The sequence below is a fragment of the Desulfovibrio sp. JC022 genome (assembly GCF_010470665.1).
Lineage (GTDB): Bacteria > Desulfobacterota > Desulfovibrionia > Desulfovibrionales > Desulfovibrionaceae > Maridesulfovibrio.
In genome coordinates, this window is the sequence record NZ_VOPZ01000009.1 from 127,544 (window position 1) to 140,862 (window position 13,319).

The 13,319-nt window shown below is 49.6% G+C and carries 11 protein-coding genes; 7 read left to right on the forward strand and 4 right to left on the reverse strand.

Features of this window, described 5'->3' with window-relative positions:
* Nucleotides 1-57: 57 nt before the first annotated feature.
* Nucleotides 58-714, forward strand: coding sequence for a toxin-antitoxin system YwqK family antitoxin (locus FMS18_RS15910; RefSeq protein WP_163295669.1), 657 nt, complete (start codon nucleotides 58-60; stop codon nucleotides 712-714).
* Between the two features lie 47 nt (nucleotides 715-761).
* On the opposite strand, the gene FMS18_RS15915 is transcribed toward FMS18_RS15910, so the two are convergent.
* The 4 genes from FMS18_RS15915 to FMS18_RS15930 all read right to left on the reverse strand — a co-directional run bounded on the left by FMS18_RS15915 (nucleotide 762) and on the right by FMS18_RS15930 (nucleotide 6,309).
* Nucleotides 762-2,135 (reverse strand): sigma-54 dependent transcriptional regulator, encoded by a 1,374-nt coding sequence (locus FMS18_RS15915; RefSeq protein ID WP_163295670.1) that lies wholly within the window; start codon nucleotides 2,133-2,135, stop codon nucleotides 762-764.
* Between the two features lie 3 nt (nucleotides 2,136-2,138).
* Nucleotides 2,139-3,569 (reverse strand): sensor histidine kinase, encoded by a 1,431-nt coding sequence (locus FMS18_RS15920; protein ID WP_163295671.1) that lies wholly within the window; start codon nucleotides 3,567-3,569, stop codon nucleotides 2,139-2,141.
* Between the two features lie 120 nt (nucleotides 3,570-3,689).
* Nucleotides 3,690-5,033, reverse strand: coding sequence for a glucose-6-phosphate isomerase (locus FMS18_RS15925; RefSeq protein WP_163295672.1), 1,344 nt, complete (start codon nucleotides 5,031-5,033; stop codon nucleotides 3,690-3,692).
* Between the two features lie 100 nt (nucleotides 5,034-5,133).
* The gene (locus FMS18_RS15930; RefSeq protein WP_163295673.1) at nucleotides 5,134-6,309 is read right to left on the reverse strand and encodes a pyridoxal phosphate-dependent aminotransferase; all 1,176 of its coding nucleotides are present in this window, start codon (nucleotides 6,307-6,309) and stop codon (nucleotides 5,134-5,136) included.
* A gap of 335 nt (nucleotides 6,310-6,644) precedes the next feature.
* On the opposite strand from FMS18_RS15930, the gene FMS18_RS15935 reads away from it, so the two are divergent.
* The 6 genes from FMS18_RS15935 to FMS18_RS15960 all read left to right on the forward strand — a co-directional run bounded on the left by FMS18_RS15935 (nucleotide 6,645) and on the right by FMS18_RS15960 (nucleotide 13,291).
* The gene (locus FMS18_RS15935; protein WP_163295674.1) at nucleotides 6,645-6,998 is read left to right on the forward strand and encodes a hypothetical protein; all 354 of its coding nucleotides are present in this window, start codon (nucleotides 6,645-6,647) and stop codon (nucleotides 6,996-6,998) included.
* A gap of 20 nt (nucleotides 6,999-7,018) precedes the next feature.
* Nucleotides 7,019-7,708 carry a cell division ATP-binding protein FtsE gene (ftsE, locus tag FMS18_RS15940; protein ID WP_163295675.1) on the forward strand — a complete coding sequence of 230 codons (690 nt, stop codon included), beginning with the start codon at nucleotides 7,019-7,021 and terminating at the stop codon, nucleotides 7,706-7,708.
* Nucleotides 7,702-8,583, forward strand: a complete 882-nt coding sequence (locus FMS18_RS15945; protein ID WP_163295676.1) for an ABC transporter permease — start codon at nucleotides 7,702-7,704, stop codon at nucleotides 8,581-8,583. Before ftsE ends, FMS18_RS15945 begins: the two co-directional genes overlap by 7 nt.
* A gap of 312 nt (nucleotides 8,584-8,895) precedes the next feature.
* Nucleotides 8,896-10,563 carry a dihydroxy-acid dehydratase gene (gene ilvD, locus FMS18_RS15950; RefSeq protein ID WP_163295677.1) on the forward strand — a complete coding sequence of 556 codons (1,668 nt, stop codon included), beginning with the start codon at nucleotides 8,896-8,898 and terminating at the stop codon, nucleotides 10,561-10,563.
* Nucleotides 10,564-10,802: 239 nt separating this feature from the next.
* Complete coding sequence (locus tag FMS18_RS15955; protein WP_163295678.1) at nucleotides 10,803-12,395, forward strand: hypothetical protein; 1,593 nt, start codon at nucleotides 10,803-10,805, stop codon at nucleotides 12,393-12,395.
* A gap of 14 nt (nucleotides 12,396-12,409) precedes the next feature.
* Nucleotides 12,410-13,291 carry an alpha/beta fold hydrolase gene (locus FMS18_RS15960; protein WP_163295679.1) on the forward strand — a complete coding sequence of 294 codons (882 nt, stop codon included), beginning with the start codon at nucleotides 12,410-12,412 and terminating at the stop codon, nucleotides 13,289-13,291.
* Nucleotides 13,292-13,319 lie beyond the last annotated feature (28 nt).

The following is a 13,319-nucleotide window of genomic DNA, read 5'->3' on the forward strand; positions in this document are numbered from 1 at the left end:
TAGAAAGTGCCAGTTGCAAGGTGCAGATGGTGCTTTATAGGTCCTTTGGAGGTGTTTATGCTCAGAAAGTTGCATATTTTAATCGCTGCCCTGTTCTTAATGCTGCTGACCGCATGTAATCCGCAGGAAGCAACTTTCTACGAGCTCACCTTTGAGCAGGATAAAATCCTGTTTCTGGACACCAATAAGCCTTTCAGCGGTATCTACAGCGAATATTACGACTCAGAACAACGCTTCCCCAAGAGCCGGATCGTAGTCAAAAATGGAGTCATGGACGGCGGGTTCTACCATTACAACCCGGATGGCACACTGCGCGAAAAGGGCACCAACCGGGATGGTAAAATTTACGGCTACCATTCCTTGTATTGGCCCAACGGCAAAATCAAGGAGAAATTCTTCGTTGACCGCGACAGGTCCGGCTATAACTACAAATATTTTGATAACGGCGAACTGCGTGAAATGCGCCACTACAACGCTCAGGCCCAACTTGACGGCAAATCCTTCACCTTCCACCGCAACGGCAGGGTCAAGGACGAGATGAATTACAAGAACGGCAAGCGCGAAGGGTTATTCATCACCAAGGACAAGGCCGGATTTCTGGTCAATGTCTTCGAGTACCGCGACGATGTGTTGCAGGAGCGCGCCCGCGAGCACGACGATCTCTCGGACCACTCCAAATACTCAGCCATGGTGACTATGTATTATAATTTTTAAATAAAAAAAGGGGTGGTGAACCAAGTTCAGCACCCCTTTTAAAATATTTATTTCCCGGTAATCTTATGCTTCTTCAATTTATACTGCAAAAGGCTCTTGGAGATACCGAGCATATCAGCGGCATCAACCTTGACGAAATTTGCAGCTACCAGTGCCCGGCGCACCAGCGTGGCTTCGATCTTATCCAAGGTATCGGCAAGATTGAGCTTTGCGGGCAGTAAATCCACCGCACTTTTGAACTGCGCTTCCTCATCCTTGATCTCGGCAGGCAGGTCTTCGGTATTAATTACCGTACCGGAAGTGAGCACAACGCAACGCTCCACAACGTTCTGCAACTGACGCACATTTCCGGGCCACTCATAGGCGGTCATGTAATCCATAGCAGCCGGAGCAAAGCCGTCAAATTCCTTGTTGTTGTCAGCGGAATAGGTGGCAAGAAAATGATCCACAAGGAACGGGATATCCTCGCGCCGTTCACGCAGAGGCGGCATTTCAATGCTGACTACGTTCAGGCGGTAATAAAGATCTTCGCGGAATTCGCCCTTTTCCACAGCTTCCTTGAGATTTTTGTTTGTAGCGGCAACAATACGGATATCCACCTTGATAGGATCGACCCCGCCTACGCGCTCAATGGTCTTTTCCTGCAACACACGCAACAACTTAACCTGCATGTCATGGGAAATTTCACCAATCTCGTCGAGAAAGAGCGTGCCCTGATCCGCAGCCTCAAAACGTCCACGCTTGAGGGCTACGGCTCCGGTAAAAGAACCTTTTTCATGCCCGAAAAGTTCGCTCTCCAGCACCCCGGCGTTAAAGGCCATGCAGTTCACGGAAACAAAAGGCTTTTCGCAACGCGGGGAAGCCTGATGTATAGCCTGCGCCACCAATTCCTTACCTGTACCGGATTCCCCGGTAACCAGCACGGTGGAGCTGCCCGGAGCGGCTTTGCTGATCATGTCGAAGACCTGCATCATGGGCTTGGAACGACCGATGATATTGCTGGGTGAATAACGGTCCTTGATCTGTTCACGAAGCTGCCTGTTTTCCTGCTGCGCCTTAGCGAACTGGGCTGCCTTGGTCACTGAAAGAAGCAGTTCCTCATTGGCAAAGGGCTTGGTGATATAATCAAAGGCCCCGATTTTCATGGCCTCGACAGCTGATTCAATGGAGCCGAAAGCGGTCATGATGATTACCGGGATGTGCGAAAAATTCTTTTTCACATGTTCCAGCACATCCTGTCCGGTCAGCTTGGGCATCTTCATATCGGTGATGACCATGTCAACTTCCGATTCATCAAGATAGGCCAATCCGGTTTCAGGATCGGAAAGAGCAGTGATGGTGTAACCCTCGTCTGAAAGCAGGGCCTCCAGAATGAGCAGGTAGTTCTGTTCGTCGTCCAGTATGAGAATATTTGCAGGCATTTTCTAGCAGTCTTTCTTTTCAGGTAAAAATATTTCCAAACGCGCCCCGCCTTCGGGATTATTCCCGATACGCAGCTTTCCGTTATGGCTTTCCACAATATTGGCCACAATGGCAAGCCCCAAGCCTGTTCCGTTATCTTTGGTAGTAAAAAATGGATCCTTGGCTTTGTCGATAATTTCAGCAGGAAACCCAGCTCCGGAATCAGAGACGACCACATTAATCCCGCCTTTAACCTCATCAATGGAAACAGCAATATGCCCGTCATTTTCCACCGCCTGCATGGCGTTGCCGATAAGATTGTAAAAGGCACGGTAAAGCAGGTCATCGTCAGCACAGACCTGATGTCCGTGCTTATAATCCCTTCTCAATTCAATCTTGCTTTCCCGGCATTTTGATTCCAGAAACATATAAATTTTGTCCAGCAGATCAGCAGGGTCAAGCCCGTGCATAGCTATTTTGCGCGGCCTCGCATAATCAAGAAAATCACTGACCGTGCGGCTTAGACGCTTAGTTTCTTCATGAATGGCACCCAAAATTTTCACATTAACCGGATCGCTTTCCTTCATCCTTTTGAGCAGCAATTCTGAACTGGAGCGGATAATGCCCAGCGGATTACGGATTTCATGGGCCACCCCGGAAACCATACGCCCGATACTGGCCAGTTTTTCGCTCTGGTTCAATTCTTTCTCAAATTCCTGACGTTCCTGCATACGCTGTTCATTAATAATATCAGCACGGCGGATGATTGCCATGATCGTAGCAAAAAGAATCAGGGCCGAGAAACTGGATGTAAACAGGATCAGCCTCTCAAAATTAATAACCGACTGATAATCTTCGGTAATATCCTGAGTAAGTTCCATCACGCCCATGATCACATTTTCCTCAATGTTCAAACTTTTTTCCGAACGCAAAGGATAAACGATCTTGAGCTGCATTGTCCCGGGACGCATATTAAAATCAAATATGAGGGCCAGTGTGGATTTCTTTTTTATGAATTCATATTTCGGTTCACCGCTATCAAGAACCTCCTTGATAAATTCCCCGGCAAGATCGGTTTTACCAATTTTTTCTGTATCAGTAGAATAGGAAACCGTCAGTTCCGGATCATATACACGAACTTCATTGACCTTGAAGCTATGCACAGTGGAACGCACCACTTGATCCAAGCGATCCATTTGATCTTTATTTTTCAGACCGATACGCCCGAATCCGATAAGGGTAGGTAAAGTAAAACGGCGATAAATCTGGTGGTTCAGGTTTTCAGCCTGCAACAAAGCAAATTCCTTCTGCTTTTCCAGAAGGGTTTCATCAGCATGTTTTGCCAGAAATACAGAAAGTCCCAGACTGCTGGCAATGATGACAATCAGCAAAGTCCACGAAAGAAGCTTAACAAGCTGAAATGATTTAACCTGCAAATCTTGATTATTTTCCAAAGTGCCTCCGGGCAGCTTAATTTATGTTGTTATTACTTATAAGCCTTCGGCAGCAAAAGCAAATCGGCCGCCTTATTAAAAAAGACGACCGATTAAGATTTAATGTAAGTTTTGTAATATTTAAAATTCCTGCTCTTCACGCTTGGTATTCAAAAATGCGTTAAGGCTGTCTTTTTCTTTTTGTAAGCCATCTGCGCCGAGCCGTGCTTTGGCGAGCAGCTTGCCCATCTCAACTGCGGGCTGGTCAATGGGATTGATCTCGATCAGCCAGCCGGTGAAGATGGTCGCAGCCATGAGTAATCCCATAAGCCGTCCAGCAGCTTCCTCGGAATCATCACCCATCTGCATTTCCACCAGCGGGACCTTGTTGGCGGAAAGAGCCATCTTGGTTCCGAGACCTTCAGCATGGATCAGTTCACCAAAGCTTTTACCTTTAAGGTATGCAAAATTGTCCGGGATATCTTCCGGGAAGGACGCACCTTCGGGAAGAGACGGGCAGGTCAGGAACAGGCAACCCTTGTTACGCGGCCCGTCCAGAAACATCTGGTTCACAGAATGCTGATCCGTAGCCCCGATTGCCGGGAGCGGTTGGCTGCCTTTGCCGTCCTTGCCGAGACTTTCCGCCCAGAGCTGGGCAAACCATTGCCCGAAGCAGGCCCACTGCGGAATATAGGAAAAGAAAATCAGTTCATTGTAACCCTCATTCATCAACCCGGAAGCCCAGCAGGCCAGCTTGAATGCGGGGTGGTTATTCAAAGTATCTCCGTTGAGATCAGGGGAGGCCAGAGGTGAGAGCACAGCGGAAGCACCTTCGACCATGGAACGGTAATCAACGCCCATAAACATGGCCGGGAGCAGTCCGACTGCGGAAAGCACGGAATAGCGTCCGCCGAGGAAATCAGGGACTTCGAGGGTACGCACGGAAAATTCATCAGCCTGCTCACGCAGGAATCCTTTTTCCTTATCAGTGACGAACAGGAGGTTGCGGTTCCAGTTGTCACCGAGGTCCTGTTTAAGCTTGTCGCGGACAAGGAAATACTGGCTGATGGTTTCGATTGTTCCGCCGGATTTGGAAACAACCGCAACCAATGTTTTCTCAAGGGGAAGTTTCTGGAGATAAGCGTCAAGGGTCTTGGCGCAGACATTGTCGCCAATCCAAAGCCATGGACCTTCGTGTCCGGGCTGATCCTGCTGTGGAAAAAAAGCTTTCTGCAAGGCCCTTGCGCCGAGGGCGGAACCGCCGATACCCAGCAGAAGCATGTGGTCAAAACTTTTTACGTAATCTTCAAGGCCGTCCAGATCGTGGAGCAAAGAAGCCATGAAAGGCATGGAACAGAAAGGCAGTTTGCCTTCAGCCACTTCTCCGCTGAATCTTGCAGCAATACCTGCTGCGGAATCGCAATGGGATTCAGAGTCAAGTCTTTCGTACCAGCTGTCGGTCCAATCAAGAATATTGGCAGCCATATTCGATCTCCCTTTGTATGGGTTGCAACCTCTCCCGGCAGTTATCACCGGGAGAGGTTGATTTTTTCATGAATCAAATATGACTATCTTTACTTGCTTTTTATTTTCCCATCAACACTTTGCCGATTTTTTCCAATGAATTTTTGAGCACTTCATCATCCACGGCGTAAGAGAAGCGGATGCAGCGGTCATCACCGAAAGCAGAACCGGGTACAAGGGCGACTCCGGCTTCTTCCAGAATCTTGGTACACATGGAAGCGGAATCAGGGGTTTCTTCGGTGAAAAAAGTATCCAGAACCGGGAAGAGGTAGAATGCTCCATCCGGTTTGGGGCAGATTGCGCCGGGCCAGGAAGTAATGATGTCATAGGCAATGTCGCGACGACGCTGGAACTTGACGCACATATCATCAATGAGATCCCACGGGCCTTCAAAAGCTGCCAGAGCTGCTTTCTGAGCCATGGTGTTCACATTAGAAGTGGACTGGCCCTGAATCTTGACCATGGCTTTGACCAGGTCTGCATGGGCAAGGGTGGTTCCAACACGCCAGCCAGTCATGGCGAAACTCTTGGAAAGTGCACCGACGATGGCTACGTCTTCGGGGTTCTTTTCCCAGAAGTTGGCAAGAGTGGAGTAATCAGCAGGCTTGTAAACCAGACGGTCATAAACTTCATCGGAAACAATGAAGATACCCTTGGACTTGGCCCAATTGGCGATCTCATCCAGCTGTGCCTGCGGGTAATGCCCGCCGGTGGGGTTGGAGGGGGTGTTCAGGATAAGCAGTCTGGTTTTAGCGGTACAGGCAGCTTCAAGATCCTTGATCTCGGCCAGAAAACCGGACTCGGCAGTTGTGGGCACTATAACCGGCTTACCTTCAGCCAGCTCGACCATGGCCGGATAGCTGACCCAGTAAGGAGCAGGAATGAGCACTTCATCGCCCGGATCAATCAGGGCCATGAACAGGTTGTACAGAGAATGCTTACCGCCGTTGCTGATGATGGTGTTTTCAGCTTCGGCTTTTGCGCCGTAGAACTTACCATAGTAGTTAGCTACGGCTGTGCGCAGTTCAGGAAGTCCCGGAACTGCTGTGTAACGATGAAAACCGTCATCTACAGCTTTTTTCATGGCTTCACAAACATGCGCCGGAGTAGGGGAATCAGGTTCGCCAACCGCGAGGCTTACGATTTCCTTACCCTGTGCGCGCAGTTCCTGTGCCTTGGCGTTTACTGCCAGAGTTGCTGACGGCTTTGCTCTCATAAGTCTTTCAGAAATTTTCATATCTCTTTCCTGCTGCTTGAGTTATATGTTTATCCACGGCCATTGACGATAATTAAGCACACACCGCAACTAATTATTTCAAACAGTTACGACATTAAATCTGAAGGTACGCCCAAAAAACGCGCAATTGTCAGGAATGTTGCTAAGGTCCATGCTCTATTGGGGAACTTAATTGAAAACAGCAAAAACGTAAATCTCTCTGTGGAAGATATCCCACTTTCCAACTCTGTTTTTTGACCGTTTACCGAAACAGATGCCCGGCAGGCTGCTTAATATAATGTTTTTTGCAAAACTGTCCCACCCCTGCTACAAACCCATTTGAGGAGTTTAATAATATGATTTACAGATTTTTTATTCTGACCACCATCCTGCTCGGCCTTGCTGCCTGTGCACCTGTAATGATGAATGGTGAAGTCACCTCTGATAAAGGTACCGATCTCGGGCCGGTGGAAATGTCCGCTTTCAAACAGCGTGGACTCAAGACTTACGCCGTAAAAGCCCAGCTGCCTGACGAAACCGTCTTCAACGGCGAAATGAAACGCGGTGATAAATCCGTCACCCTGTACAGCCATGACGGAGTCAGCATGAAATGCGACTTTGAACTGAAAGATCCGGCACAGGAATTCGAAGGCGGCGGAACAGGTGCCTGCACCACTTCTGACGGCCAGAAGCTTAAGGTTAAATTCTAGCTATTTTTCACGGTGATTAAATGATCCGGCTTAACCGGCTTTCATACAACTTCGGTTCCAACTGGGCCTTAAAGGATATTTCCCTGCATATTGAAAAAGGGGAATTCATCTTCCTTACCGGACATTCCGGTGCGGGCAAGACCACACTCATGCGTCTGCTTTACGGTGCCCTGCCGCTCACACGCGGACAGGGTTCTGTTGCGGGATATGACTTGCACAATATCAAAGGCGGACAGATTCCCATGTTGCGCCGTGATCTGGGTGTGGTTTTTCAGGATTTCAAAATTCTGCCGAACCGCTCAGTTTACGAAAATGTTTCCCTTGCCCTCACTGTACGCAGCATGCCCAAATCAGTTGTGGATAAACGGGTCCGGGCCATCATCCGAGCCCTTGGCCTTGAAAAAAAGAGCTACTCCAAATGCGGCAGTCTTTCCGGTGGTGAACAGCAGCGGGTGGCAATCGCCCGGGCCATGGTGGTTAATCCCAAATTGATCATTGCTGACGAACCCACCGGAAACCTCGACTTTGAGCTTTCCCTGCACCTGATGGATGTTTTCAAGCAATTCCACACCCACGGCACTACAGTAGTCATGGCTACCCACAGCCGGGAGATCCTGCGCTGCGTTCCGGATGCCAGAATCATACACCTTGAAGACGGACAACTCAGTGAACCTCCGGAATTCCTGACCTCGGAGCTTTGCCCATGTTAGCACTCTTTTTCAGGCTTGTAGGCCGGGGAATCCGCGACATGGGTCTGCACCCATGGGCCAATATCTTCACCCTTGTGGCTGTAACCATGGTTTCCATCATGGCCGGGCTGTTCATGCTCACCCTGCACAACGTCAATCAGGAACTCCTTAAGAGCAAAGGACAGGTTGAAATCCAGATTTTCTGGGCCGCCAACACCCCGGCTGAAGATTACGAAAAACAATGGGCCGACCTCAAAAGGATTGAAGGTCTCAAAGATATCCGTACCTTCACCCCGGAAAATGCCCTCAAGCAGCTTTCCGAAGCCCTCAGCGATACAGACGATTTTTCATGGCTCGGTGAGTCACGCAATCCCCTGCCGCCCACAGCCCTGCTCTCTTTTTCCGTTGAGCCGGGTGTGGAAAACGAACGCTGGGCCGCTGATTTATTACACGACCTTAAAGCACTTCCCTTTGTGGACAAGGTGCATTACAATCCGCTACAGATTGACCTTGCAAGAGGCTGGATCAGCCTGACCCAATCCATAGTCTGGCCCATCATCGGCTTTCTCGGCCTGATCGTTGCACTGGTAGTAGGAAACACCATGCGCCTTTCACTAATGACCCGCAAAGACGAAATAGAAATCCTCTATCTTGTGGGTGCCAAGCAATGGTTCATCCGCCTCCCGCTCTTAACCGGAGGGGCACTGCTCGGACTTATCGGAAGTTCTACAGCCCTTGGCATCCTATACGCTGCCCAGCAATTTTTCGCAGATATCCTGAACTTTCCGCCGCTATTCATGAAACTGACCTTCCTGCCCCCGGAACAATGCCTTATACTTGCAGGAACCGTCACCCTGATCGGAATGCTGAGCAGCTTTGTGGCTGTTAAGAATTAAGATTTATTGCCTCCGGCGGCCCTTCGGGGACCAAAGAACCCTTTTGGAAAAGGGTTCTCTGGACTCTCCTAAAACTTTTATTAGGGCTTCGCCGTTTTCTAGCTTAGATGAGCATTTTCAATATCCAAAGGCCATTCCTCATAAAAGGAAATTTTTCATATTAACCTGCTATCTACTGCAACACAGAGCGATAGCTTATTAAGAAAGTTTGGGATTCTTAAACCCTTTTCAAAGGGTTTAAGCCCTCGGAGAGGCCCCCGGCAGGGCCGTCGGAGACCCGCCGGAGGCATACCAATCAGGAGAGTAATCATTATGAGAAGTAAAAAAATGACTGGAGGGCTGGAGAAGGCCCCGCACCGTTCCCTGCTTTACGCACTGGGCATGTCCAAGGACGAGGTCAACCGTCCGCTGATCGGTATCTGTAACGCGGCCAACGAGATCATTCCCGGCCACGTGCACCTGCACACCATCACCCGCGCGGTAAAAGACGGCGTACGTCTTGCCGGCGGTGTGCCCATGGAATTTCCGGCCATCGGCGTCTGTGACGGTCTGGCCATGAACCACGCGGGCATGCGTTATTCCCTGCCCAGCCGTGAGATCATTGCCGACTCCATTGAGATCATGGCTACTGCGCATCCCTTTGACGCGCTGGTACTCATCCCCAACTGCGATAAAATCGTTCCCGGTATGCTCATGGCTGCCCTGCGCCTGAACATCCCGACCATCGTAATCAGCGGCGGCCCCATGCTCGCAGGACGCAAAGACGGCAAAAAAGTCGACCTCATCACCGTATTCGAAGGCGTAGGTCAGGTTAAGACCGGAAATATGACTGAAGATGAGCTTACCGTACTTGAACAGAGTGCCTGCCCCACCTGCGGTTCCTGTTCCGGTATGTTTACTGCTAACTCCATGAACTGTCTGTCCGAGACCATCGGTCTGGCTCTGCCCGGAAACGGCACCATCCCCGCAGTCATGGCTGAGCGTACCCGCCTTGCCAAGGCTGCGGGTTCCCAGATCATGACTCTGCTCGAAAAAGACATCAAACCGCGCGACATCGTCACTGAGCAGAGTCTCAAGAACGCGGTAACCATGGACATGGCTCTCGGTTGCTCCACCAACACCGTGCTGCACCTGCCCGCCATTTTCAACGAAGCAGGCCTGAATCTGGACCTGACCGTATTTGATGAAATCAGCCGCAACACCCCCAACCTGTGTAAACTTTCCCCGGCCGGTCCCGATCACATCGAGGACCTGAACACAGCAGGCGGCATTCAGGGCGTTATGGCCGAACTTTCCAAGACCGGACGTATCGAGCTTGATCCTATGACAGTTACCGGTAAGTCTGTAGGTGATAACCTCAAGGAATTAAGCGCAGGAATCACCGATCATAACATAGTACGTCCGGTTGATGATCCTTATTCCAAGGAAGGCGGTATCGCTGTTCTGTTCGGTAATATTGCCGAGGACGGCTGCGTAGTTAAGCAGTCCGCTGTGGCACCTGAAATGATGAAGCGCACCTGCAACGCCAAGGTCTACAATTCCGAAGAAGAAGCTGTTGAAGCGATTCTCGGCAACCAGATCGTTAAAGGCGACGCTGTAGTAATTCTTTATGAAGGTCCCAAGGGCGGACCGGGCATGCGTGAAATGCTGACCCCCACTTCTGCCATCGCAGGTATGGGTCTGGGCGCAGATGTAGCCCTGATCACTGACGGACGTTTTTCCGGCGGTACCCGCGGCGCAGCCATCGGGCATGTTTCCCCGGAAGCGGCTTCCGGCGGTGCCATCGGGCTGGTTCAAACCGGCGATGTAATTGAAATCAACATCCCCGAACGGTCCATCAACGTAAAGCTCGATGAAGGTGAACTTGAAAAACGCCGTGCTGTATTCAAGCCCATTGAAAAGGAAATGCCCTCCGCATTCCTCAAGCGTTACAGTCAGAACGTAACTTCAGCATCAACTGGTGCTGTTTATAAAAAGTAATTTGCCTCCGGCGGCTGGGGAAGGTCTTATTAAGTAAGAATTTCTCTGTTTGTCATATCGAGTAGTGTATTTTGGGCGTCTGTTTATTAAGCAATCACTCACTTTCTTTTTCCTGTATGGGGTAATTTTTAAAAGGGCGGACCTGAGTTGGGTAACTCAGGTCCGCCCTCGTTGGTATTTCTCCTTCCTGTGTTTGTGGATTTATTTATTAAATCAATAACTAACAGGAGAAAGTGACAATGAAAATTGCAAGTTTAAAAGGTGGAAATGTTTTAACGGGACAGGGTTTCGAAGGATTGCTCGGTGCTGAAAAAGAGCAGATGATAAGCCCGGAACTGGAAAGATTAAGCTTGCGGGAGAGTCTTGATCCTGCACTGCTTCAGCGTGCCCGGGATCGGGAGGAGGAAGAGCGCGATTTACGGGTATTGGACGCTTACAACCGTTTTGAATCCGGATTACAGGAGATTCTTGCTAACCCTGAATCCGGTTTGATGATACTGCGTGCGGGTGATGCCCAGTCAGCGGTGTTCAAAGTTAATGATTATTTTGCGGAAGAAGGGGGCAGGCTGCGCGATGCATTGCCCGATGATGATTGCCGGACCCGGTTTATGGATATTCTGGAGTCCCGGCGCAAGACTGCTGTGGATACAGTGGCTCGGCATCAAAGTCAGGAATACCAGAACTGGAAGGAACATACTGCTGCGGAAACCATTGATTCCGTGCTTAAGGCAGTCAACCTCAGCCCGGACGCTGCTTCACTTATGCATGGGGAAAGATTGCTTGAAGGGGCAATTTTGCGACTTTACCGGGGAAGCAACCCCGAACTTCTGCAACTTCGTTTGATCACAGCCAAACAGGCTATGTATGCCGGGGCCTTGGAAAAAATAGGTATGAAGGACCCGGTCAGCGCATTAATTTTGTGTGAAAGCTGGAAGAATCAACTGGGTGAGGGGCATTTTGAACGGCTTTATGGAATATTTGAACCGCAGGCCCGGAATCAGCATATGAAGCAGGAGTTTCATTCCCTACGCCATATGGATGAAGAGCAGCTGGAAGCAGAGCTGGAAGATCTGAAAGATGCTGACATGCGTCGCGAGCTTTCGGAAATGCTGATTGCGGACCGGGAGTTGCGCCAAAGGGCAGAGCTCAATGCTGAAGATGAGCGCACAAACATAACTTTCCGTGAATTATTTAAAAGATTTGCGGATGGCAATTTGACTGTTGAAAGCATCCTTGATTCCGGCCTTGAACCTGAAATGCGTTCCATGTGGTTGCTTATTTTCAGCCGCAAGGGTGAAAAAGGGAGTGATGAGACCCTGCTCAAGGTTGTGCAAGGGGTAATCAACGATGAGATAAGCGAGGAATATCAGATATACGCAGCCATTGTGGATGGTCTTGGTGAAACGGATGTATCCATGCTGGCCGCGCTTTTTATGCTCAAGGATAATCCCGAATCCCGGCTGATGGTGAACGGATTGCTCGAGATTAATGAGCGTTGTGAGTCTGTTTCCGGTGATCAGCGTGATCAGGCAGCTGCAATCCGTGATTTCATGTACAGGGTGGCTGTGCTGGTCAGTAAGGGTGAGCCGTTCAGTGTTACCAAGGTACGCAATGAGGTTCTCGCGGATCATTTAGGAAATGGTCAGGGTCTGAAAAGTGAGCCGTTTGAAGATCGAGCGCAGAAATCGTCCGAATTAATAGAATCCACAAATGATTTTGAAGAGACGGATCATGTCACGGATGAAGTGGATGAACCAGATTCATCAATAGAAGATGAAACTGAGCAGCTTTCCAAAAAAGATGATGAAGGGTATCCTGCCCAGGAATCCTAAAAACGGAGTTTGCCATGCGTCGGCTGATCATGCCTTTAGTGCTATTGTTTCTGCTGGTCGGATGTGTTCATAAGAACCTTCCTGATTCCGCACAATACCTTACCCCCTTGCCTAAGTCGCAGGTTCAGGTGGACGATGTTAAGCTTGCATACCGTACATTCGGGGAAGGTCCTCCCCTGCTTATGATCATGGGTTTTGCCGGGACCATGGACCTCTGGGATGCACAGTTGATTCGCGAACTGGGAAAGGAACATACGGTGATCATCTTTGATAACCGGGGTATGGGCGGATCTACAAATGGTACAGAAGTCATCTCCATTAAACGCATGGCTTCAGATTGCGCCGGATTATTGCGTGAACTCGGTTACGTACAGGCTGATATGTTCGGCTGGTCCATGGGCGGGCTTATCGCGCAGGAAATGGCTCTCAATTATCCAGAGAAAGTCCGCAAGTTGATTCTTTTAGGCGCGTCCTGCGACGCAAAGCCTGTAGCTGATATCACCCGCAGGTTGTTGAAGATGGATGTTAAAGAGTTACTCGGTCATTTCTTCCCGCCCGGTTGGGTTGAAAAATACCCCGATGCCTATGAAAAGCTTCCGCGTCCGGCAAACCCGCCTGATCCGGCAATAGTGCAGGCGCAGGCCGATGCCATGATTGTCTGGCCCGGCTGTTGTTCCCGATTAAGTAGATTGCAAAAAAATACGCTGGTTATTTCCGGCTTGGATGATGACATTTTGCCGGAGAAATTAAGTGTTGAAATTGCGGAGCAGATCAAAGGAAGCTGGCTGGTGCGCTACAAGAATGCAACCCATTGGCTAATGTATCAGGACCCGGTCGGACTTGGGCTCACAGTGAATAATTTTTTAAACGTTAGGCAGGATTTGTTTGCAAATTAAATAGTAAAGCGTCCTGTTTTATCAAAAA